This is a genomic window from Pseudomonadota bacterium (genome assembly GCA_018242545.1).
Taxonomy (GTDB): Bacteria; Pseudomonadota; Alphaproteobacteria; order 16-39-46; family 16-39-46; genus 16-39-46.
Genome location: JAFEBT010000002.1, coordinates 50553 through 73784 on the forward strand (window position 1 = coordinate 50553; position 23232 = coordinate 73784).

The window sequence follows — 23232 nt, forward strand, 5'->3', positions numbered from 1 at the left end:
GATGACATCTCACCCCTCTCTTATAACGCTTTCTTTTGAAACCACTGAGTCTCAAGCTTCCTTTTTTCTTGAGACTTTAGATCCTTTTTGTCTTTCTCTGTCTTGTTTTGAAAATATAGAAAACCCACTTAAATGGACTGTGGAAGCTCTTTTAGAAGACTCTGAAGAAATGCACCATCTGTTTATGAGCGCCCTTGAAAATATTTCTCAGAGTCAACAATATGAAATTCCAAAAATTAAAGTGACCTCAGTTCCTTCAAAAAATTGGGTTCTTGAAACATACCAGGCATTTCCTCCTCTCATGATTGGACCGTTCTATATTCATGGAAGCCATACAACAGATGCTTGCCCTGAAGGGCTTATCCCACTTCAAATTAATGCCGCAACCGCTTTTGGATCTGGCGAACATGCTACAACAAAAGGATGCCTTATGCTCCTTTATGACCTTTGGATCTTAAAGAAAGTCTCTTCTGATCCTCCTCTTTCTTTTTTAGATGTGGGAACGGGCTCTGGAATTTTAGCCTTTGCGATGGCCGGCCTTTTTAAAACAAGGGTAATTGCCCTTGATAATGATCCTGAATCCATTCGTGTAACAAACGAAAACACCCATTTAAATAATCTATCTGATAAAATTGAGACATATCTGAGCGAAGGATTCGACATTCTTAAAAAAAGAAACGCACCTCCCTTCAGTGTAATCATGGCGAATATTTTAAAAGACCCGCTTCTTGAAATGGCTGAAGACATGGGTTTTTATACACAAAAAAACGGCTATATTATTCTCTCTGGGCTTCTCACAACACAAGCCTTAGAGGTTATTAAACACTATGAAAAAGCAGGGTTTAAGTTTCTAAAAAGTTATGAAGAAAAAGAATGGTCTGCTCTTTTGCTTCAAAAAAGCACTTAAAACATCTTTTGAGCTGTCTCTTTTATTTTAAAGTTTCTGGATGATATCTAAAATAAATAGCACTTTCGTTCTTTAGATCTCTCAAGATAATTTTCCAGATACCGTCTCCTGATTCTAAATTTGCATAGAATTGAACTGATCCTTCTTCCATTTTACTCTCTAAAACTCCATCAAATGTTCTGAAGAATAACTTCAAAAAAATTTGATCTCTATCATTTTCTAGGGGAGGCTTAATAAGACTTGAAATGGATTTAAGTCGTGTATTTAACTTCGCCACTTTCTGGCATTCAGCTTCAGAAAATGTCTGCATAAAAAGCATTTCTATTAACGGTTTTTGATCTGTGTACTTATCTTTTTTAAAGAGAATTCTAAAAGAAGGATTTGCTCCTTTCGTAAGAGAAGAAATATCTAAGCAGCCAAAACGTGTGATCAAAGAGCGTCGATAAAAATTAAAAAGTTTCAAAAAATCTTCTGGATTTTGAAATCCTTCCGTTAAAAGACGTTCCTCTTCCTCTAAAGTTATCTCTTCTTCTTCAGGTAATTTTGCACCTGAAACCATTGCATATTCTGAGGAACCTTCTTGCACAATCTTATTCATCTCTTCTCGTAAAGGTTTTCTTTTTTTTACAGGACTTCTACGCGTCAGACGCGAAGGCCCATCCGTTTTTCCTGGATCATCAAAACCAAAACACGTTTCTCCTAAAAAGAATAGGAATAAAACACTTAAAGCCAATCTTAAAGCAAAGATATTTTGTTTTTTATGCATCATTTAGAATTTCCTTTTTTATTTATTTTTATACCCAAGGGAGATCTCAATGTTTCAAGGATATTCAAAACCTCCTGCACCATCTCCCACATATAAATATTCTCCTTCGGAAGAAGATGAGTCACCGTCCTGCGCGGCACCTGCAGTTGACATATATTCAGACTCTTCTTCATCTTCAGCCACCCTCATGTCTTCTTTGTGTGCCGGATATTCACTTTTTAGAGAAAGATTCTTAAGGCCCATTACTTCTGGAGCAACAAAATCATTTTGCGTTAAAACATCTTTAAAATATGTAACCTTTACAGCTCTATTGTTATCACTTTTTATAAGAACCGTACGCGTCTTTTTTTCTTCTGGAATACCATACCATGATAAAACATGTTGATGATTTAGAATGATACCGTCAAGCGCATTTAGGAAGAGCTTTATAGTAGAATAATCATTTAAATTCCTTAAAGGCCGACGTAGAATACGAGAAAAATTATAAGGGTTTTTTTGCTTTACAAACGCCTTTTTCTGCTCTCCTTTTTCTTTCTTAGAAAATTCAGAAAAGTTACTTATAAATTCAATACTTACTAAAACTTTGCTCTGAGAAGCCTTATCTTCTTTGTTTTGATAGAGGAGTTCAAAAAGAGGATGCTCTCCAGGGGTAACATCTAATCTGAAAGCACTTTTCTCTGATTTGAGGTCGTCTGCAATTAAATGATTCACAATTTTCTGAAAATCTGTCGATGCTTCAAAAGCAGAACTCCACAATGCTTGTATAGTTGGTACTTCTTTTTGACGTCGCACTTCTATTTGAGCATTTACTGCTTTTAATTTTTCCAAAAATTCATCTCTGTTCCTGCTTCTAATCGTAGAGTTTGTTTTGCGTCTCAAAGCCGTACCTGGTCGCGTTGCATCCGCAGAATCTTCCTCCAGGCATTGTCCCTCTTTTACAAAAAAAAGAAGTGAACACATCCAAATTCCGATAAAAATAAATAAAGAATGTTTTATATATGTCATCTACGCTTCTCCTTATTTTTTATTCCTATATGCTAATCTGCTCTTTTTCAAAAATCAACCTCTCTTAAGAAAGAAGCCTTAAAGAAGGCTCAAATACTTTAAAATATTTGAACATCTCGTTTCTATGTACAAAATTTTAAAACTCTTTGCGATGAGTCATATTACCTTTTTTAAATGCGGGAAGAAAAAGGAGGCGAGATTATGAGAAGATGCATGTCCATATGGAGAAAACATGATGACGATAATTAATAAAGAGGGCATGTTTATAAATGAAAAAAGAATATTTGATTAAAAAAGCCTGCTTTTAGGTATCTCAAAGACCAAAAGCTTTTTCTTTAAAATAAGGACGATGAAGATTGTTCTTTTAGCGTTCTAGATTTTTAATTTTTCTGAGAAAGGAGAAATACCCTTAGAATAAAAAACTATTTTATTCTAAGGGTATTTCTTATACATTGTGAATTAAACTTAATTTTCTTAAGGAAGCTCCCCAATTGCATAGAATCTTTTTACAACAGCTTCCGCTGGATAAAAAAATCTTAAATTAAGTGTGCTCTCGTTAATTTCAGCCGCAAGCGGAGCAGCAGACATAACATTATTCTCAGGTCTTTCCCCTGAATGAAACAAGGTGCCTTCAATATAAAAATCTTTTACGGCTCCATCTGGTAAAGAATACCTTATCTTTCCTTTTATGAATCCATTACCCATTTGAGAAACATTAAGATCACGTGCCTCATTAAATTGTGGATATTCAGAAAAATACGAGGCCACCCTAGTCCTAAAATTTATGGGATGTTGAAGCGCGAAAATCTCTCCTTCATTAGAATTAATTTCAATAAAATTTTCACAAGGAAGATTAAGCAGCGCCTTAAATCTTATTCCATTTCTCTGAGCATTGTCATTCCGATTGGCTTCCGCTTCACCCTGCACGGGCCCCACTTGGCCTGCATAAAGTTGCGCTTGTTCGTCACCAAGAAAAGCACGAATTGATTCCATTGGAAGAGGGAGAACCCTAATATGCGTTATCTCTTCGACGGGGTCCCTGTCCATAGCTTGCAGAGATTCCGTGATAAAGAAGCAGCCACTTAAAAGAGCAAGAAGAGATGTGTATAATAGAGGTTTTTTCATTATATTAATCCTTAAAATAATTGTAAAACGAATAAAATATCATAAGGCATTATCGCTTATTCAGATATATAAATGTTCTATTTTCAAAATCAAGTTCTTTTGATTTTATTCAAGGTAAGTGAATGTAAATTCAAGAAAAAATAAAAGGCTTCAATCGCCTTTCACAGTTTTCTAAGACTATTTCTTTAAAAACTAATCTTGCACTCTTTTCGGGCTATCAACATTTTTATCAAATTGAATGCTAAGAGTTCCGGCAAGAATCACAACAATTCCAATAATTTGGATCCAACTTAACGATTCATGTAATAATAAAACGCCTATAATTACTGTCACAACAGGCTCTAAAACGGAAACAATAGAGGCTTTCGTCGAGTTAATATATTTTAAACTCATGAGGAGCAAAAAGAGAGGAAAAACAGTTGCAATGATACTTACACCAAAAATATTTATCCAAATAAGAGAGGTCGTGGGGATAAAAAAACTATGATTAAAAAGAGAAAGTCCTAAAAAAAGAATCGCATTTCCGATAGAAATAACAAAAGAAGATAAAATGGGATTAAGATTTTGTGCCTGCTTTTTTGTAATCAGCATATAAAAAGAATAACTTATCCCTGCCAAAAACGCGAGAAAGATTCCATAAAAATCAAAAGTCATTTGACTGCGATCGCTGAGCAAAAAGATTCCAACCGCCGTTAAAATAAAAGAAATATAATAAAAAAGCGTAATTTTATAACGGTGAAAAAACCAATTTAAAAGAGCGACAATTGTGGGATAGGTGAAAAAAATCACCATTGCGAGTCCAGTTCCAATGTACTCACTTGCAACAAAATAAAGCGCCGCACAGGCCCCATAGAAAAAAGCGCCCCCAAAAGCATAGAGGATTTGGCGTTTATCATATATAACCTCTTGAGCTGGAATTAAAATCACTAAAAAAGCAAGTGTTGTTACAAAAAATCGCCAAAACAACATGTTAAAAACAGAAGAATGTCCTTCTGTTATAATCATCATTCCAAAATAAGCAAGAAACCCATAGAGCATTCCAGAAAGACTGGCGTAAAAGATTCCCTTATGTTGGCTTGATAATAATCTCATTTTTCTTAACTTTCTAAAAAATCTTTAATCTTCCAATAAAGAAACTTAAATTTTTTTCTTTTACCTCAGTCTCCAAAACAAATTCCAAGCCCACGTGCTGTTGCCATCATTGTTCCATGAATGTTTACAGCTTGATAATGAGCAATTGCTTCTTCTATAGAAACATCAATCACCTTACGATTTTGCCAGGCAACCATACGATTAAATTTTTGCTCTGCCACGAGATCCACAGCATGCACACCAAAGGCAGAAGCAAGAAGCCGGTCTCTAAAGTCTGGTTGCCCTCCTCTTTGCAAATGGCCTAAAACCGTCACACGGGTTTCAGCTCCTGTAATTTGTGAAATTTTTTCACCGAGATAATGTCCAATTCCTCCATAACGTTCTTTTCCTGTAATGTCATGGATAACAACGGAATCTCCATTCTCTTTTTTAACAGCCTCCGCAACAATAACAAGTGCAGACCGCTGCCCTCTTTTCTGAAGTTGTTTGATTTTATCAGCAATCACGGACATACGATAGGGGATTTCCGGAATAAGAATAACATCAGCTCCCCCCGCGATGCCACTAATAAGAGCGATATGACCTGCATCCCGCCCCATGACTTCCAATATCATGACGCGATCATGGCTCGCTGCCGTGGGTTGCAAGCGATCTAACGCTTCTGTTGCAACTTGAACGGCCGTCGAAAATCCAATTGAGTTTTCCGTAATACCAAGATCATTATCAATGGTTTTTGGGATTGCCACAAAATTTATATTTCCTTGGGCAGCAAGTTCAGACAAAATTTTTAAACTTCCATCCCCTCCGACCCCAATTAATGCATCAATTTTAAGACTGCGATAGCCTTCAATGATTTCCTGAGATCTATTTAAAAAAGTACCATCTGGCATTGGATAATGGAAAGGATTTCCTTTATTTGTTGTTCCTAAAATTGTCCCACCCATACGTAACAAGCGATCTTCAAACCCTCTTAATGAAAGGGTTAATGTCTCGTATTCTAAAGGCCTCGCTAAAAGGCCTTGTGTTCCATTACGAATTCCAAGAACCTCCCATCCATATCCTTGTATGGCCCGATATGTAACTGCACGAATAACAGCATTGAGGCCAGCACAATCACCACCACTTGTTAAAATTGCAATTCGTTTCAAAACATACTCCTCTTTTCTTTATATATCTCAGTGCTTACTTTGGTCTAAATCCTAAAAACCTTCAAGCCCTTAAAAACACAAAAAAAAGAGAATATTTACTTTTAGACTTATCTTTTAAAAGATTTGTGAAAGTGCATTTGTCTTTATATTTTTTAAACTCTTTTATTATTAAACTGGTTGCCTTTTTTTAAAAGATCATGATAAATTTTGAAAAGTTATAAGAAGTATATATATCCTTTTTATAAAAACCAAATCTGACATTTTATGACATAAGCTTTCTTTTCATTTCTTCTTGGATCCATTGCACTCAAAGATATCTCAAATGTCCGAAAAACAATGCGACTTACGTCAAAAACTTCTTGATCTACAAACTGAACATCAAGCTTTGGAGTGTTTTATTAAAGAAGAACAAATCAAGCCTTTACCTGATCAACTTCTTCTTCAAAGATACAAACGAAAGAAGCTTCATCTTAAAGAACAAATCGTGACTCTTGAGAATGAACTTCTTCCAGATATTATTGCTTAATACTTCTTATATATTTTTTATAGTAAAAAGACGAAACATTCAATAATTCAATAGAAATAATCCTTTTCATAAACAGGCCATGAACTCCCCCACCTGAAACAAACCAGACACAATTGCAAATCCCCATGTGTTAGTAAAAAATGCTCAATATATCGATCTTGCGTATCTTAAATTAACTTTTGACAATTTAGTAAATTTATATATATTATACGTTTTTACATTCTTTTTTTACATAAGGAGAAATAAATGTGGATGAGAACCTATAGTCAGACCTTTCAGAACGTTACAAAAGAAGCCATTTGGGAGCTCTGGACAGATATAAATCAATGGCCAACCTGGCACAATGATCTCTATTTCTGCACATTCGATGGCCCTTTTGAAGTTGGAAATTATTTTATGTTAAAGCCCAAAGGAATGAGAGCTGTTAAAATTATCCTGACAGAAATCGAAAAAGGCCATAAATTTACCGATTGTACTTCCTTTTTTGGTGCCAAAATGTATGATACACATGAACTTGAAGAAACGAGCAAAGGGCATCTAAAGCTCACAAACACACTCAAAGTCACAGGTCCTCTCAAATGGCTTTGGATTAAATTTGTTGCTCAAAACGTTGCTAATACAGTTCCTGAAGAAATGGAGGCTCTTGTCAATCTTGCACGAAAAAAATACCCCTAATCTTCCTTTTGGGTTTGAAGAACCTCAAGACAGCCCCGGCTTCCTGCTCTGGCAAACAACAATGACTTGGCAAAGGCTTATCAAAAAAGAGCTCGAGCCTTTTGGAGTGTCCCACGCACAATTTGTCATTATGGCGCTTCTTCTGTGGTTTAAAGCCCATCACTATGACACAACACAAACACTTATTGTAGAATGGTCAAAGCTTGATAAAATGACGGTTTCTAAAGCCCTTAAAAAGCTCGTAGAAGAAAAGCTTGTGGAGCGCTTTGAACATAAGATCGACACGCGCTCTAAAAGCGTTTTTCTAACCGAAAAAGGAAAAGAGCTTATACATCAACTCGTTCCGCGTGTTGAACATATCGATGAAACTTTTTTTGAAAAACTTGGTCAAACTCAACCGATTTTTATTCAAACCTTAAAAAAACTTATAAAAGGATCTAACCAATGACCAATTCCTCAGAAGTACCCGGCTCTGTGACTGGATTTTTAAGAATACTCCTTCGATTAGAAGGACTGGCTGTTTTTTGCACGATGTTAATGGCCTATAGGTATTTTGACTATTCTTGGAAAACATTTTTCTTTTTGTTTTTATTTCCTGATATAAGTTTTACAGGTTATCTTTTTGGAAAAACACCTGGCGCTTTTGCCTATAATACATTTCACTCTTACATCTTTCCTCTCATTTTAGGAATATTATGTTGGCAATTTGAGCCTCATTTCTTCTATATCCCTCTTATTTGGGGAGCTTACATTGGCTTTGACCGAAGCTTAGGTTTTGGCCTTAAGTATTCAAAAGGTTTTAAATATACCCATTTAGGAATGATTAAAGGTTGGGAAAAAGGGGGGAAGTAAAAGCACTCTTAACTTAATTTGCGCTGAAATTTTTTATAGACATCACCATCATTCCTTAATCCTATAAGAACAATCTTAAGCATGCCTTTTTTAATTTTATAGGTAATTTTATGCTCCCAACATCCATAGGATACTATTTCGTATACTCTACAAGAGTTCGAGATAAGCTCAGTAGATTGTGCTTCTTACTATACTTAAAAAGCTCTTCTTTTTTACCAACTATGTTTTTTACATAAATAAAAATATCTGCTATATTGAATCTTTAAAAAGAGATTTTCCATTTTACAGATGTAAAAAAAGATTCTATTTTGGATCTGTAAAAAGTAATTTTACTATTTGTAGATGAAAGAGTACAAATATGGCAAAGTTTATTGGACGAAAAAGAGAACTAGAAATTCTTCACGGGCTCACTCAAAAAAAGACTGCGAGTCTTATTGTCATAAAAGGTCGACGCCGCATTGGCAAGAGTCGCCTTATTAAAGAATTTGGAGAGACGCATAAGCCTTATTATATTTTCTCAGGTCTTCCCCCTACTCCCCAAACAACAAAACAATCACAGATTAATGAATTTGTCAGACAGTTACGAGAATATTTTCGGCTTCCAAATATTCGGTTTAGTGACTGGGGAGACGTTTTTTATTTCTTAGCAGATAAAGTTAAAACTGGCAAAGTCATCGTTGTATTTGATGAAATTTCTTGGATCGGATCCAAAGATTCAGACTTTTTGGGAAAATTAAAGAATGCATGGGATCTTCACTTTAAAGAAAATGATAACCTCATTCTAATATTATGTGGGTCGGTCTCTTCCTGGATTGAAAAAAATATTTTAAATAGCACAGGATTTGTTGGAAGAACTTCCGCTCCTATTACCATAGGAGAACTTTCTTTAAGCGAATGCAATGAATTTTTTGGATCAAAAGGAAAACTTATTTCTGCTTATGAGAAGTTTAAAATTTTAGCAATTACGGGAGGAATTCCTAAATATCTTGAAGAAATTCGACCAGAATTAACAGCAGACCAAAACATAAAGAACCTGTGCTTTATCAAAGAAGGATTTTTATTTAATGAATTTGACCAAATGTTTTCTGACCTCTTTTTAAGCAAAAGCAGCTTTTATAAAAAAGCTTTAGAACTCTTAGTTAATGGAAATATAGAAGGAACAACTTTATGCAAAGCGATAAAATTTACACAAAATAATACCACATCAGATTATTTGTATGAACTTATGCAAGCAGGCTTTATAAGTCGAGATTATACCTGGAATTTAGCAACTCAAACGGAAGCTAAATTAAGCCATTATCGACTCAAAGATAACTATACCCGATTTTATTTAAAGTATATACTGCCCAATAAAAATAGGATTTCAGATGGCGCTTTTGAATCCAAAGCTTTAAGCAGTTTACCAAATTGGAATACGATAATGGGCCTTCAATTTGAAAATCTTGTCCTGAATAATCGCAAAAGAATTCAAGAACTTCTTCAAATTTCTCCTGATGAAATTATATGGGACAATCCATTTTTTCAAAATAAAACATCTAAACAACCAGGCTGTCAAATCGATTATCTAATAAATACAAAGTTTTCAAATCTGTATCTTTGTGAGATTAAATTTTCACAGTCTGAAATTAAAAAAGATATCATAGAAGAAATGGAACAAAAAATTAAAAATCTTCAAAAGCCTAAAGGATTTTCTTGTCGTCCTATTTTAATCCATGTTAATGGTGTCCACGAAGAAGTAAAAGAGTTAGATTATTTTTTTCATATTATAGATTTCAGTGATCTTCTAAAAAAGTAAAAATTATAAGGAGGTTTTTTCTGATTTTGTTTCTTTAAACATTTTTATGCTGAGCTTCAAAAGTCTTATTGTAAATTTCTTTTTGCAACCTAAATTCTTTCCCATCTTCTAAATAGAAGTGCAACACCTTGAAGTTTTTTTGAAAGGATAAACACAAAAAGCTATTACAGATGAAAGGATATAAGAAATTAAGTTACGGAGAAAGAGTAAAATGACCACAATTAAAGCTTATATTCTTCCAAATTCTTTAATAATTGAAAAAATATTAACTTAATTTACGCTGAAATTTTTTATAGACATTATCATCATTTCTTAACCCTATAAGAACAAGCATAATCATGTCTTTTTCGACTTTGTAAATAATTCGATATTCTCCAGCATCTATACGATAATACTCAGAATATCCTATAAGGGATTTTGAATCATGCGGATAAGGATCGAACAAAAGCGAAAGAACCTTACGTGCAACCTGCCTATATAGCTTAGCATCTAAAGTTTCCCAAAAATCCAAAGCATCTTTTGTTAAGTTAAGCTTAAACATTAATAAGCTTCTCTATAATTTTTGCGCTTTCTTCTTCTCCAAGATACCCTTTTTTTTCAGCCTGACGTGCACGCATTCCCCAATAGGCATCTTCACAGGCTTCTAGACGATTAAGTTCTTCTTTTGAAATCATAACGATTGCCTCATGTCCAGCTTTACTAATGACAACGGGCTCAGATATAGCTATTGAAAGATATTTTCCAAAATTTGTTTTGGCTTCTGTTGCAGAAACAGTCTTCATTATACCCTCTATTAATCAATTTAGTTATTTTAACCGATTTAATTATAATGGTCAATGCCATAAATATTTTTATTGATATCTCTATTTTACCTAAGGTAAAGAAAATAATGATGAAGAAAAAACTTAACTTGAAGTCATTAAAAAACTTCATCTAGCTTCTATGGACGCTCTAAATATGGAAAATCCTCTAAAATCATTGCAATAACTTTTTTTAGATCTTCTTTTTTGTGAATAATTAAAAGAACCGTATCATCACCTGCAATTGTTCCAAGGATACCATATGTTTTCTGAGTTTTACTTTTAGGAGAATTATAGGAATAGGGAACATATTTTTGATCCAAAAAATACGCCAAACTATTTCCATGCCCTGGATATGTATGCAAAACAATAAGTCCAAAATCCGAAACTTGCATATTCAAAACCAACGGAAAATGAGATTGATGAGAATCAGTTGCTTTATAAATCCCAGATACTTTAGCGATTTTCAGTTTTTTGAGGCGTCTTGATAAGGTTGCTTGCGGAATCTCATAACCTCTTTCTTTCAAATGTTTTTGAAGTTCGCTTTGTTCAAGAATCTCATAGTTTTGAATAATACTAAGAATGTGGCCTTCAAGTGTTCTATCTTCTAACATCTTTAGCTCCTCAAAAAGATTTATGGCGTACTTATTATGAAACTATATTCATTTTTTGTTGACACAACAAGAGAATACCAATATATTCAAATAATGAATATAATTTGAATATGGAGCCAATTATGAAAAAAGCTTTTACCTGCCTCTTATTCCTTTCGGTTTTAAGTCTTTTGGGATGCAAAGAAGAAAGGTCCAAAAATATACTCACATTTGCTGTTTCAGGAGATTATCCTCCTTTTGAATATTATCAAGATGGAAAATTAACAGGGTTTGATATTGAACTTGCACAACTCATTGCGAAAGAGCTTGGGAAAGAAGCAAAATTTGAGGATATGCAATTTAGCACACTTTTAGCTGCGCTTCAGAGCAATACTGTGGATGCAGCCATTTCAACCCTCACAATTACAAAAGACCGACAAGAAAATTTTACATTTTCAGATCCCTATTATACGGGAACACTCGTAGCTGTTTATTATAAAGAAAAGCCTATTACAGATCAAAGTCAACTTTCCAAGAAAAAAATTGGATGTTTACTTGGAGCATCCATGGAAATATGGCTTAAGAAGCATGTACCAGATGCTGAAATTATCTCTATGGATAACAACAATCAGGTTATTGAGGCATTAAAAGCAGGCCATGTGGATTTGGCTTTTATGGATAATAGCCAAGGCGCAATTTATAGCAAAAATAATCCCGAGCTTTCTTATACAATTATTGCAAAATCCGATGATGGATATGGGATTGCAGTTCAGAAACCTTCGCCTCTTAAAGATGAGATTAATCAGGCTCTCAAAGCTTTAAAAGAAAACGGAGATCTCCAAAAATTACAGAAAAAATGGATGGGTAGGACAGAATGGAAAAATTAATATCTCATATCCTCTTTATAGGAAGCGGAGTTATTCTAACGCTCCAGCTTCTTATCGGAGGGTTATCCATGGGCCTTTTGCTCGGAAGCCTTTTCTCAATTCTCCGCTATAAGAGAATTGCAAAGGGTTTGATTAATCACCTTGTTTCAGTTTTACGTGGAACTCCTGTTATTTTACAACTAAGCTTAATTTATTTTGCCGTACCCGGACTTCTCAATATTAAGCTCAGCATTTTAGAAGCTGGCATCATAACATTTGGGTTCAATAGTTCTGCCTACATTGCAGAAATCTTAAGAGCTGGAATTGAAAGCCTTCCAAAAGGGCAGTTTGAAGCCGCTAAAACGCTTCAAATTCCTTCCTTTTACACTTGGAAAGATATTATTCTTCCCCAAGTTATACGGAATGTTTTCCCCTCTCTTGTTAATGAAGTTATTGCTCTTTTAAAAGAAACAGCCCTTATTGCAACCATCGGGGGAATGGATATCCTCAGAAAATCACAAATTTTAGGAGCCGAGCACTTTACGTATTTTATCCCGCTTTGTATTGCGGGGTGTTATTATTATGCGCTTGTTATTTTAATTGAATATTTTGGAAAGAAGATTGAACAAAGGGGTTAGTATGCTTAAAATTCAAAATGTTTGTAAAAAATTTGACACATTGGATGTCCTTAAAAACATCACTTTAAACATTCCTGAAAACAAGATTATTGGCCTTGCTGGACCTTCAGGAAGCGGAAAATCAACCCTTCTTCGGTGTCTGCAAAAATTAGAGACCATCGACTCTGGACTGATTGACTATAAAAAACAAACTGGATTTATGTTTCAAGATTTTCAATTGTTTCCCCATATGACAGTTTTACAAAATCTAACCTATGCTCCAGCCTTCCATAAAAAAGATAAAGATCTTCAAGCAGAAGCTCTCACGCTTCTTAAAACACTTGGACTTGAAGGCAAAGAACATGTCTTTCCAAGCCAACTTTCTGGTGGACAAAAGCAACGCGTTGCGCTCGCACGTAGTCTTATGATGCACCCACAAATTCTTCTATGTGATGAGCCCACATCTGGCCTTGATGTTGCAACTGTTCTTGATGTTGTCTCTTTGCTTAAATCAGTTCAAAGTATGGGAGTTACCATGATCATTGCTTCACACGATCTTGATTTTTTAACAAAGATCGCAGATCAAATCATTCTCCTAAAGGACGGAGAAATTGTGCTCAATACAAATCTTCATTCTTTAAAAGAAGATCCCATTCCCTATTTGAAGAGATATTATTAATTAAAAGAAAATTTTTTAACCCAACAAGTCTATGAGATTACGATGGCCACTAAGTATACGAACAATTTCTAAAGGAAATGTTTCAGCTTTATAGATAATAAGGTAGTTATAAATCGGCCAAAATAAGACCGGATACTCCGTTAAGTCTCGACGAACATGTCCCATTTTGGATAACAACTGAGCATTTCAAATTTTTCTTGAATAGAGCCAATAACTTTATCAGCTGCTGCTTGATTATCTTCAGCAATAAATTCCCATATCTTTATGAGATCTTCCCGAGCAAGCTCTGAAATAATATAAGAGGACATATTATTTCTAAACGCTCATTGTTTTATGTCTGTTATCACTCATCTTCTTAATTTCTTCAAAAACTTGAGGTCCAGAGATGCTTTCTCCATTCTGAAGCTGTCGTAAGCCCGCTTCAATCTCATGATTAAGTTTTTGTATTTGTTGCTGAAAGAGCATATCTCTTTCCATAAGAAGCCTTATTCCTTCACGGACAACCTCACTGGCAGAGTTATAAAGCCCAGTTTCTATTTTTTTTTGAATAAATTTTTCCAGCGTATTATTTAATGAGATATTCATTCGATTTTTTCCTTTCACTTACAATTTATTTAATATCAAAAATAACAAAAAATGTCAAATATTGTTACAAAAGAATCTTAAACAAGAATGCTTCTCTTAGCTTAAAGATGTCTCTAAAGAAAAATAAAATGGCTCTAATTTTAAGACGTCAAAGACCTTACCCATATTTTTCTTCTTTTTATTTTTGCCAAGTATTACAGAGTAGAAATATTTTTATCAAAGTTCTTGGACTCCTTATTAATTAAGGTAAACTATTTTAATATTGATCTCTTAATGCCTCTCCTTAATCTCTCCTTAATATAGAATTAAAAGAAGATACATTTTAGCAATCAATTCGATTCATAAGATAGTTCTTTGAGGCTATTGAATTAATTTAAATAAATAAAACAGGAGGTTTTGTATGTTTAAAAATTTTTTTCGAATATTTTTACTTTTTGGGACAGTACTCTTAATAATATCTCCTGTGAAATCTCTTCATGCGGGTGGGTTTTGGCGACCATTCATGTGTATTATGTGTGAGGATGAAGATGTTACACCCCATGGACTTAAGCGTCGTCAGAACGTTATAGATGACGAAGACCAGAGGGGCCAAAAACCTTATTACATGGAGAGGCAGCTCACCGACTTTGAGAGATCTCGAATGAAGCTACCTACATTACATGCCTGTAATCTTGATCCTTCCAAGCTTTGTTGTGATTGTGCCCTATTTCCTTGCTTAAACAATGATTGGAGCGATTTTGTATGTGAAAGAGGAGATGCTGATGTTGTTCGTATCATGAATATAGAAATGAAACGAAAAGATGTGCCGGCTTGGTGGAGAACGAACGTGGATTATAGAGCTGAAACTTTGAATACGTCGGCTGATCGTGAATGTGAAATGCCGTGCATATTGGCGTGCTTGCCAATTGCTCTTCTGGAATGTGTGCTCTGTCCAGTGACATGTTATGCGACGTTTCGGTACGAAGCCCGACATCCCATTGCTGCTCCTTATGCTCCTTCACTTCATACACCTCTCATCCCGAAGAGCTCGGAGCAGGACGAACCAAGTCTGGCAGGAGGCTCCTATAATGACGACCTTGATGATCGATTAAGAAGCCAACAGGCATTGAGCAAATGGGCTATGGAGAACGTCAAACACAGTCTGCTTGACCCCGCTGATCGTAATTACCGTGCTCAAATCCTAACAGAGAGTTCAATTACCTACAAGATGACACGCGCTCAAGCTCAAAAGCTGGTAAGTGACATACAGAACGGCCAAATCTATGGGTTACGTTGTCAACCAAAGGTATGGAAGGAATAATCTTTAATGAAGCGAAAGAATAACATGAGATCATTCTGGCAAATACGATGGGATGCTGTAAAACTTTTTATAAATTGTATTTTAGCAATAATTTTCCTGTGGTATGATCCTAAATGTCAAAAGATAGGGAGAGCTTGAAAATGCCTCTTACACCTCTTAGAGCGAAGAAGATTCTTAAGAAGAATATGAATAGAGGAAGTAAGCTATAGGTTTTTGCATATAGCTTTATGAAATTTTAACGTCTTTTGAAATGCCTTAAATTTTCTTTAAACAGCTTTGGCGACTCTTCAAAAAGAGTTTTTCCAAGTGTTTCTGCAGATTTTAAAGTAATAGAATTTGGATAAAGCCGTGTCACATCATGCCCAATTCCAATTGCAAATAATTGAAATTGAGGAAGGTGACTTAAACTTTTAATAACACTTTTAAGATGCTGTTCCAAATATCCTTGCGGATTATGCGCAAGTGTCATGTCATCAATACTTGCCCCATCAGAAATCATAATGAGGATTTTTTTGCGTTCTTCAGTTCGAAAAAGTCTTTTGCTTGCCCATAAAAGGGCCTCGCCATCAATATTTTCTTTTAAAATACCTTCTTTCTGCATAACGCCTAGAGACGTGCGTCCACGCAGCCAAGGTGTTTCAAAAGATTTGTAGATAATATGACGTGTTTCATTAAGCCGGCCAGGATAAGGAGGTTTTCCTCTTTGAACCCATTCTTGAAAACTTTTGCCCCCTTGCCAAGAAACTGTTGTAAACCCCAAGATTTCTACGCGCACACCACATCTTTCAAGGGTTTGAGCTAAAAAAGAAGCACTCAAAGCAGCAAGCGTAATTGGACGTCCTCGCATGGACCCCGAATTATCAACAAGGACGGTTACAGCAGTCCCCAAAGAATCATCTAACTGTCTTGATTTATAGATATAAGGAAAAGTCGGATTAATTATTTTTTGAGAAAGCTTAGCGCCATTTAAGTATCCTTCTTCTTCCTCGAATTTCCAACATAGAGGACTCTGTGTCTTCAGAAATCTATAGAGCTTTTGAGCTAAAGGTGTAATTTTTTCTTTAAAAAGGTTTGCTTTTGTCTCAAGATCATTAAAAAGAGCTTCCCTCTCTTTATGGGAAGCCAGGCGAGAAGCTTCTATGATTTCATCATACTTTTTTGTAAATATTTTATACCCTTCTTCCGATATGCTTATTTCTTGAGCCATGGGAACTTCTTTAACACTTGTCTTTAGCGATTTATGTCTTTGAGAAGAATGAGAAACAAATCCGTCAGATTTTCTCTCCTTCATCGAATTTGCTTCGAAAGCAGGAATTATCTTTTCCTGCTGAGAAGATCTCTCAAATGTAGATTTTTCGTGCTCTAAAGTTTGAAAAGGAGACTGTTGCAATTCTTTTTTGGTCTTAAAATTAGGACGCGCTTTAAGAAGTTTTACGAGACACTCAAAAAAAAGAGCCTGATTTTTGATTGCATTTTTTAATTTCTTTAACTGAGAGGTCTTTTGAAGAGAAAGAGAGGAGGGAAGGTTTTCAGCCCCTTCAAGAAAAGAAACAACATTAAAATAGAGATCTCTTAAGTACGTATCCTCAATTTTTAAAAGTGACTCTCGAAATATCTTTAAAGAAATCCTCGTTCCCCGATAAAACTCACTACCCAATGCGTGATACCGAAAGCGCTCTAAGGCTTCTATAAAAGCAATCTTCTCTGAAGATAATGCATATGTTTCAAGTCCCTCTCTCAGAAGGCAGGCATCGTGAAACCGGTGAGCAAAAGCGGCATCATTGAAAGCCCCAAGCATCAAGGTTGTATTTTCTTGCCTTAAAAGGTCTTTTGAAGGATGAAAGGTTATATCATGGGACAAAGCACGTGTTGCAGATAAAAGATGTCGCTGCGTTAAATCATTTTTCAGAATCAACATAAGGATTTTCAGATGTTTTAAAATTTAATCGCAAAGGAACTCCTTCAAAATGAAAGGTCTCTCTTAAGCTATTCAGGAGATATCTTTTATAAGATTCTGGCCAAACTTCTTCTTGTCTATTTGAGAAGGCTAAGAAAGTTGGAGGCCGCGTTTTTATCTGCGTAACATATCTAATTTTACAAGCACGTCCCTGCATAAGAGGTGGCGGATGTTGCGCAAGAACACCATCCAACCAACGGTTTAAATCCGCCGTTCCCAACCTTTTATTCCAAAGAGGATAAAGATCTAAAACCGCTTTCAAAACATCTTGGACTTGATGTTTTTTCAGGGCAGACATAGGAACACACACAAGTCCTCTTACCTGAGGAAGAACATATTTTAGATTTTCTTGAATTTCTTTTAAATGCGCTTTTGGCTCTTTTACGAGATCCCATTTATTTAAGGCAACAACGAGGATACGTCCTTCTTCTAAAACATGACGCGCAATTGTAAGATCTTGTTTTTCAAGAGGAATCAATGCATCTAAAACAAGAATAACGCCTTGGGAGAGACGGATTGCTTCAAGCGTATCTTTCGTTGAAAGACGTTCAAGAGATTCAACAACACGTGCTTTTTTCCGAAGGCCTGCGGTATCAATTAAACGAAAATCTCGACCTTTATAGGAAAATGGAACAGCGATAGCATCGCGGGTAAGACCAGCTTCTTCTCCGGTTAAAAGGCGATCCTCTGCCAAGAGCGCATTTATAAATGTTGATTTTCCAGCATTTGGCCTCCCAACAACAGCAAGATCAATCACCATTGTTTCATCTTCCTTTTTAAATCCTTTAACGGCACGTTCTTTTTTAGATACTTCTTCTCTTTCATAACCTTGCGAAGAAGAGTATTTCTTAAGCGCTTCATAAAGTTCTAAAAGTCCAAGCCCATGTTCTGCAGAAAGTAAAATTGGATCACCCAGACCTAAAGAAAAAAAATCATATGCATTTAACCGCTCTTTTGAATTTTCACTTTTATTAGCAATAAGAAGAACAGGCTTATTTTGGGTGCGAATCCATCGTGCCATTTGCATATCAACAGGCGTAAGTCCTTCTTTTACATCAACAACAAACAAAAGAACATTTGCATGATTTAAAGCTTTTACACTTTGCGACCACATGCGCGATGCAAGTGTTCCGGTTTTTTCATCCTCAAAACCAGCCGTATCAATAATATTAAACGTCAAATCTCCAATCTTTCCAGAACCTTCTTGCCAATCCCGTGTAAGTCCCGGTGTTTTATCGACAAGAGCCTGAGATGACCCAACCAATCGATTAAAAATCGTTGATTTTCCAACGTTCGGCCTTCCAATTAAGGCAAGTGTAAGCTCTGACATATTTCTCTATTCTTTATTGATTTTTATTTAACGAAAGACTTTTAGATATCCATTGTCCGTTACAAAGATCAGTGTTTTATTTGCAATAATAGGAGGAATGAGGACTTTTTCCCCAAGCTGAATAATACCCATAACATCCCCTGTTTGAGGGGAGATCTGAAGCGTCTCATAGTTCGATCCTGTCACAAGAAGAGCACTTTGTGTTAGGAGAGGTCCTATCCAATGAATCTGAGGTTTTATTGGTTTATCTTCTGTCTCAGGAACAGGAATAAAATCTGAAAGAATTTTAACCCATTTAATTTTACCTGTTACTTTTTCAAGGCAAATCAATTCCCCTTGGGAAGAAATGACAAATAGGAAATTACCAGCAACTGCAGGAGCCGAAATGCCTCCAATTTCCTGCTCCCATAAACGCTCTCCCGTTTCAAGATTGAGAGCAACCATACGTCCTGAATGGCTAATCGCATATACATGTTGTTCATCAATCACAGGATGGGCACGAATGTGAGCCAATCCTTTTAGTCCTTCTGTTTGTCTTAAAGACACAAGATTGTCAGCCCAAAGGATCTCACCGGTTTCAGCACGCAAACCTACAATTTCTCCGGAAGAATAAGGAACAACGACGATTCCGTCACGCACTGCGGGACTTGCAGATCCTAAAATGCCGGCAATTTCCGTGGCACCCGCATGAGACCAAATTTTTTCACCCGTCTTTCCATTAAGAACTTCAAGTGTATTATTGAGCGTTAGAACAAATACTTTACCCTCTGAAACTGTTGGCGCTGCACGTGTTGGATAATGAAGAGAGGTTCTCCAGATTTCTTGACCTGTTTCAAAATTCAGCGCAATCACATCTCCTATAGCGGTGGTGACAAAAACAATATCATTTTCAAAAGAAATGCCTCCGCCTAAAGAAATTCCTGTCCAATCAGAGTGAGAAACATCAATATCCCAGATCAAATGCCCTGTTTCAAAATCAAAACAAGAAACAACATAACTGGTATCCATCGTATAAATATGCCCTTTTGCAACAATTGGATCCACAATGAGACGTTCACTGCTGCTTGATCCTGAACCAATGCTTCGCGACCAATCTAATTCAAGCGATTGAGGAAGCTCAAGGGGAGGCATTAAATTATAAGCATTCCCACCAATCTGTGACCATTCTTGATTTATTTCAGCTTGAGGAATTTCAATTGCAATATCATTTAAAGAAGGATCAGATTTAAGCCCACTTTCATAATCCATAATAGAAATTCTTTCCCCAGGTAACGGGGGAGCGGGATCTTTTCCCATCCAATCGCAAGACGTAAAAGTTATTCCTAAAAAAGCAAGAAAAAAGAAAAAGAAAATTCTTTTAAACAAGATTTTTGGGACTTGATAAAGCTTAGAGCAATATTTCATATAAATTCCTTTATGTGGGACATCCTTTTCAAAGTCTTCAATATTGTTTCCAACATGCAAAGATTCATTTTAAAAGAATCTTGACGTTTAATTTAGCTCTCCAACATCAGGCGTTGTTAACTGGCTTTTAAAGGCTTCTTTTGACTTTAAAAGCATCAACATTCTTAATGCACGATGCCGAATACCATGAGATGCTTTAGGGTTTTTCAAAAGGGCCTCATAAAGGCCATAGGATTTTTCCATATTTCCAGACTGATACTCAAAAGAGGCCCTTATTTCCTGAACTAAAAGGGAAGAGGCCATACTTTTTTCTCCTAAATATTTTTCAAGCCTTTCTTTTAATAAAGACATATTTTTTGATTCAAAATCTAATAAAAGAAGTTTCATTTCTCCTGTTTTTCGGAGGGATGATGGTGTTTTGGAAGAAGATATTAAATCTTCTAAAAACTTACGACTCTCTGCCTGTGTTTTTGTCGTATCTTGCTGAAGGGCATTCATCATATTTCCAAGAGAAAGTTCTGCAAGCGCTTTAAATCCCCTAAGACCCAAGGTAATAACTTCTTGAAAAGTTTTTTGCGCGTCCTCTTTATTTCCGGCTTCTTCGAATTTTAAACCACGGGCATAGAGAGCTGAAGCCTTTTTAGCCTCTTTCTCTTCTTGATCTTTCCAAAAAGCATATATCCCTGTACCAATAATAACACACCCTAAGACAATATAGATAAAAATGCTGTATCGGCGCCAAAGATTCAATAATTTCTCATGTTGAACTTCTTCTACAACTTCATCAATAATGTCCACAGAATTTCCCCTTATGTTGACGTAATCGCATCTATAAACCTGCCATTATTTTTTCTTTGTGTCCAAAGATAAAAGAATTAACATTTTTATATCATTCCTTAAGGATCTTGCCTATATAAAACTTTCTCTTTATCTAAATTACAAAAAAGTAATTATCTCTTTTAAAAAAAAACAACTGGGCGTATACTTAAAGAATAAGAATTAAGCAGATTCTTTCTTTATATAGGAAGGAAATCCTGTTTTTTTCTTATATAAAGGGCCTTTTTGGTTCCTTCGTTTATAATAAAAAAAGGTTAAAAATTAATCTTAAGACGTTTTTAAAAGTTAAAATAAAGGCCTTTCCTTTAGGATTGAGATCTTCAGGATTAACTTTTTAAAGCATCAGCCAACAGCCTCTCATCATTGAGAGAAAATAAAACAGGAGAAATGACAAATGATTTCAAGAAATGCTTTTATCTCTGCCTTGTGTGCAACTACCCTGCTTGCAGGAGCTTGTACCCCAGATCTAGATGTTTTGGAAAACACAACGCCTCAAGGAAGAGATCCATTTACGCAAGCTCTTACAGAGGATTATAAAACGCTTGCTCAAGAAGACAAAGAAGATGCTTCTTATATTCAAGCAGAACAATTTGCACGCAAGGGCCTCGGAGCGTCAGGAGGCGAAATGGTTCCGCCAATTGATCCTTTTAAGACCAATGTTCCTCCTGAATATTTACAAGAACTCTCCCAAGCACGCGCTATTATAAATGGTCTTTTTGCTCAACGGATGGACTTAAAATATCCAAATGAAATGGCAGCTCTTCAAGTTAACTTTGACTGCTGGGTTTCTGAGCTTGTCAACAATAACCCAGAAGCCGCGGCAACATGTAAAGCAAATTGTATGGATGATTTAAATCAAATTCATGCCGTCATAGAATCTGCACAGCCAGAATTATTTATTGCTTTCTTTAATTCTGGAGGAACAAGTCTTGACCCTGCTGGACATAATATTTTAAAAGCTGCAGCGAAAGCTTTTGAAAGCTCCCAAGGATTAAAACAAGTTCTCGTTCTTGGATATACAGATCTAACAGGCTCTCCTGCAGCCAATATCCGCATATCCCAAGAGCGCGCAGATGCTGGGAAGCTTGCTTTAATTCAACTTGGTGTTCCCGCTGATGCAATTCTTGCTCTTGGGCAAGGTGATAGTAATCCTCTTGTTCCAACAACAAGCGCTAATCGTGAAAACCGTCGTATAGAAGTTATCCTTCGTTAAAGGAGCTTTTATTAACAAAAAAACCCTTAAGGAAATATCCTTGAGGGTTTTTTTATTGTATACAGAAAGAAGAAAATTATAGGACTTGAATGCATCAAATTTTTGAAATTACTGTTCCACCTCTTGAAAAAAAGGTACGTCTTGATGCATTTCTTGCCGAAAATATTCCTTCTCTTTCTCGAACACGGTTAAAATCACTGATTTCATCTGGAATGGTTTTTTTTAAAGAAAAACCGATTTATGATACTTCTTATACGGTAAAAGAAGGCGAAAGCTTTCAAGTTAAGGTTCCTCCTGCCCAGGAAGCTTTTCCACAAGCCCAATCTATCCCACTTTCTATTTTGTATGAAGACGATGATATTCTCGTTATTGATAAGCCCGCAGGCCTTACAGTTCATCCAGCTCCTGGAAATCCAGATTCAACGCTTGTAAATGCACTCTTAGCACATTGTGGAGAAAGCCTTTCAGGCATAGGAGGCGTAAAACGTCCTGGCATTGTTCATCGTCTCGACAAAGAAACAAGTGGTCTCATGGTTGTTGCAAAATCGGATACCGCACATCAAGGCCTTATGCTTCAATTTAAAGAAAGGCTCCTTTCTCGGAAATATAAAGCCTTTATTTCTGGAGGTATCATTCCCCTTCATGGCACAATTGAAAAAAATATTGAACGATCTCATAAGGATCGCAAAAAAATGACAGTTGTTAAAAAAGAAGGACGTCCTGCTAAAACAGATTATAAAACACTTCAAGTTTTTAAAAAGAAAGAAACTTCAAAAATTATGGCCAGCCTGCTTGAATGTAAGCTCCATACAGGTCGAACACACCAAATTCGTGTTCATCTTTCATCTTTGCATCATCCTATTTTAGGAGATGAAACGTATGGTCATACGCCCAAAAATAGCCCTCTTGGACATCTCTTAGAAAGACTTCATTGGAAACATGGACGGCAAGCATTGCACGCTTATTCTCTTCAATTTTTTCATCCCCTTACACAAGATCTTCTCTCTTTTGAGAGCCCATTTCCAGAAGATATGCAACAGCTTCAAGAGGCCCTTGAGGCTCTTTAACCTTTAGCTTTAACAAAGTGAGTTTTTCATTTATTATTTTTCTGAGAGCGTTCACTAAAAGATAGATAGAAAAACATCTTGATATTTTTGAAA

Annotated in this window: 26 protein-coding genes; 12 read left to right on the forward strand and 14 right to left on the reverse strand. The window is 35.8% G+C overall.

Annotated elements, in window-relative coordinates; genetic code table 11:
• The first annotated feature begins 1 nt into the window (after window position 1).
• The gene (locus tag JSS34_00760; GenBank protein MBS0184878.1) at window positions 2-907 is read left to right on the forward strand and encodes a 50S ribosomal protein L11 methyltransferase; all 906 of its coding nucleotides are present in this window, start codon (window positions 2-4) and stop codon (window positions 905-907) included.
• Window positions 908-929: 22 nt separating this feature from the next.
• On the opposite strand, the gene JSS34_00765 is transcribed toward JSS34_00760, so the two are convergent.
• The 5 genes from JSS34_00765 to JSS34_00785 all read right to left on the reverse strand — a co-directional run bounded on the left by JSS34_00765 (window position 930) and on the right by JSS34_00785 (window position 6043).
• Window positions 930-1676 (reverse strand): hypothetical protein, encoded by a 747-nt coding sequence (locus JSS34_00765; protein ID MBS0184879.1) that lies wholly within the window; start codon window positions 1674-1676, stop codon window positions 930-932.
• 51 nt (window positions 1677-1727) lie between these two features.
• Entirely contained in the window at window positions 1728-2678 is a 951-nt protein-coding gene (locus tag JSS34_00770) for a hypothetical protein (protein MBS0184880.1), read from the reverse strand.
• Between the two features lie 474 nt (window positions 2679-3152).
• Window positions 3153-3803 (reverse strand): lipoprotein, encoded by a 651-nt coding sequence (locus tag JSS34_00775; protein MBS0184881.1) that lies wholly within the window; start codon window positions 3801-3803, stop codon window positions 3153-3155.
• A gap of 192 nt (window positions 3804-3995) precedes the next feature.
• The gene (locus JSS34_00780; GenBank protein ID MBS0184882.1) at window positions 3996-4895 is read right to left on the reverse strand and encodes an EamA family transporter; all 900 of its coding nucleotides are present in this window, start codon (window positions 4893-4895) and stop codon (window positions 3996-3998) included.
• Window positions 4896-4960: 65 nt separating this feature from the next.
• The gene (locus tag JSS34_00785) at window positions 4961-6043 is read right to left on the reverse strand and encodes an ATP-dependent 6-phosphofructokinase (protein MBS0184883.1); all 1083 of its coding nucleotides are present in this window, start codon (window positions 6041-6043) and stop codon (window positions 4961-4963) included.
• A gap of 322 nt (window positions 6044-6365) precedes the next feature.
• Here JSS34_00785 and JSS34_00790 point away from each other — a divergent pair, with 322 nt between their 5' ends.
• From JSS34_00790 to JSS34_00810, 5 genes are all read left to right on the forward strand, one after another.
• Window positions 6366-6569, forward strand: coding sequence for a DUF465 domain-containing protein (locus JSS34_00790; GenBank protein MBS0184884.1), 204 nt, complete (start codon window positions 6366-6368; stop codon window positions 6567-6569).
• A 246-nt stretch (window positions 6570-6815) separates the two neighbouring features.
• On the forward strand, window positions 6816-7244 hold the full coding sequence (locus JSS34_00795) for a polyketide cyclase (protein MBS0184885.1): 429 nt from the start codon (window positions 6816-6818) through the stop codon (window positions 7242-7244).
• Complete coding sequence (locus JSS34_00800) at window positions 7222-7692, forward strand: winged helix-turn-helix transcriptional regulator (GenBank protein MBS0184886.1); 471 nt, start codon at window positions 7222-7224, stop codon at window positions 7690-7692. The genes JSS34_00795 and JSS34_00800 overlap by 23 nt, the downstream gene beginning before the upstream one ends.
• Entirely contained in the window at window positions 7689-8096 is a 408-nt protein-coding gene (locus JSS34_00805; GenBank protein ID MBS0184887.1) for a DUF4260 domain-containing protein, read from the forward strand. Before JSS34_00800 ends, JSS34_00805 begins: the two co-directional genes overlap by 4 nt.
• A 358-nt stretch (window positions 8097-8454) precedes the next feature.
• Entirely contained in the window at window positions 8455-9891 is a 1437-nt protein-coding gene (locus tag JSS34_00810; GenBank protein ID MBS0184888.1) for an AAA family ATPase, read from the forward strand.
• A 265-nt stretch (window positions 9892-10156) separates the two neighbouring features.
• On the opposite strand, the gene JSS34_00815 is transcribed toward JSS34_00810, so the two are convergent.
• The 3 genes from JSS34_00815 to JSS34_00825 form a co-directional block, all read right to left on the reverse strand.
• Window positions 10157-10432, reverse strand: coding sequence for a type II toxin-antitoxin system RelE/ParE family toxin (locus tag JSS34_00815; GenBank protein MBS0184889.1), 276 nt, complete (start codon window positions 10430-10432; stop codon window positions 10157-10159).
• Entirely contained in the window at window positions 10425-10673 is a 249-nt protein-coding gene (locus JSS34_00820) for a type II toxin-antitoxin system Phd/YefM family antitoxin (GenBank protein ID MBS0184890.1), read from the reverse strand. The genes JSS34_00815 and JSS34_00820 overlap by 8 nt, the downstream gene beginning before the upstream one ends.
• 158 nt (window positions 10674-10831) lie before the next feature.
• On the reverse strand, window positions 10832-11305 hold the full coding sequence (locus tag JSS34_00825) for an ArgR family transcriptional regulator (protein ID MBS0184891.1): 474 nt from the start codon (window positions 11303-11305) through the stop codon (window positions 10832-10834).
• A gap of 122 nt (window positions 11306-11427) precedes the next feature.
• Between JSS34_00825 and JSS34_00830 the strand changes: the two genes are divergently transcribed.
• Genes JSS34_00830 through JSS34_00840 form a run of 3 tightly spaced genes read left to right on the forward strand, consistent with a single transcriptional unit; the run spans window position 11428 to window position 13446 of the window.
• A complete protein-coding gene (locus tag JSS34_00830) occupies window positions 11428-12171 on the forward strand; it encodes an amino acid ABC transporter substrate-binding protein (GenBank protein ID MBS0184892.1) in 744 nt (247 codons plus the stop codon).
• The gene (locus tag JSS34_00835; protein MBS0184893.1) at window positions 12159-12788 is read left to right on the forward strand and encodes an amino acid ABC transporter permease; all 630 of its coding nucleotides are present in this window, start codon (window positions 12159-12161) and stop codon (window positions 12786-12788) included. Before JSS34_00830 ends, JSS34_00835 begins: the two co-directional genes overlap by 13 nt.
• Window position 12789: 1 nt before the next feature.
• Window positions 12790-13446, forward strand: coding sequence for an amino acid ABC transporter ATP-binding protein (locus tag JSS34_00840; protein ID MBS0184894.1), 657 nt, complete (start codon window positions 12790-12792; stop codon window positions 13444-13446).
• Window positions 13447-13586: 140 nt separating this feature from the next.
• Here the strand turns inward: JSS34_00840 and JSS34_00845 are convergent, their stop codons facing one another.
• Together JSS34_00845 and JSS34_00850 are read right to left on the reverse strand one after the other, a co-directional pair.
• Window positions 13587-13754 (reverse strand): type II toxin-antitoxin system RelE/ParE family toxin, encoded by a 168-nt coding sequence (locus JSS34_00845; protein ID MBS0184895.1) that lies wholly within the window; start codon window positions 13752-13754, stop codon window positions 13587-13589.
• 7 nt (window positions 13755-13761) lie between these two features.
• Entirely contained in the window at window positions 13762-14031 is a 270-nt protein-coding gene (locus JSS34_00850) for a type II toxin-antitoxin system ParD family antitoxin (protein MBS0184896.1), read from the reverse strand.
• 400 nt (window positions 14032-14431) lie between these two features.
• Here JSS34_00850 and JSS34_00855 point away from each other — a divergent pair, with 400 nt between their 5' ends.
• Window positions 14432-15331 (forward strand): hypothetical protein, encoded by a 900-nt coding sequence (locus tag JSS34_00855; protein ID MBS0184897.1) that lies wholly within the window; start codon window positions 14432-14434, stop codon window positions 15329-15331.
• Between the two features lie 235 nt (window positions 15332-15566).
• Here JSS34_00855 and JSS34_00860 read toward each other — a convergent pair whose 3' ends face one another.
• The 4 genes from JSS34_00860 to JSS34_00875 form a co-directional block, all read right to left on the reverse strand.
• Window positions 15567-17249 carry a cobaltochelatase subunit CobT gene (locus tag JSS34_00860; protein MBS0184898.1) on the reverse strand — a complete coding sequence of 561 codons (1683 nt, stop codon included), beginning with the start codon at window positions 17247-17249 and terminating at the stop codon, window positions 15567-15569.
• Window positions 17230-18618, reverse strand: a complete 1389-nt coding sequence (gene der / locus JSS34_00865; protein MBS0184899.1) for a ribosome biogenesis GTPase Der — start codon at window positions 18616-18618, stop codon at window positions 17230-17232. The genes JSS34_00860 and der overlap by 20 nt, the downstream gene beginning before the upstream one ends.
• 27 nt (window positions 18619-18645) lie before the next feature.
• Complete coding sequence (locus JSS34_00870) at window positions 18646-20022, reverse strand: PQQ-like beta-propeller repeat protein (GenBank protein ID MBS0184900.1); 1377 nt, start codon at window positions 20020-20022, stop codon at window positions 18646-18648.
• A gap of 87 nt (window positions 20023-20109) precedes the next feature.
• Window positions 20110-20820, reverse strand: coding sequence for a tetratricopeptide repeat protein (locus tag JSS34_00875; protein MBS0184901.1), 711 nt, complete (start codon window positions 20818-20820; stop codon window positions 20110-20112).
• Window positions 20821-21253: 433 nt separating this feature from the next.
• Here JSS34_00875 and JSS34_00880 point away from each other — a divergent pair, with 433 nt between their 5' ends.
• Together JSS34_00880 and JSS34_00885 are read left to right on the forward strand one after the other, a co-directional pair.
• The gene (locus tag JSS34_00880) at window positions 21254-22072 is read left to right on the forward strand and encodes an OmpA family protein (GenBank protein MBS0184902.1); all 819 of its coding nucleotides are present in this window, start codon (window positions 21254-21256) and stop codon (window positions 22070-22072) included.
• An 89-nt stretch (window positions 22073-22161) separates the two neighbouring features.
• Window positions 22162-23139, forward strand: coding sequence for an RluA family pseudouridine synthase (locus JSS34_00885; protein ID MBS0184903.1), 978 nt, complete (start codon window positions 22162-22164; stop codon window positions 23137-23139).
• Window positions 23140-23232 lie beyond the last annotated feature (93 nt).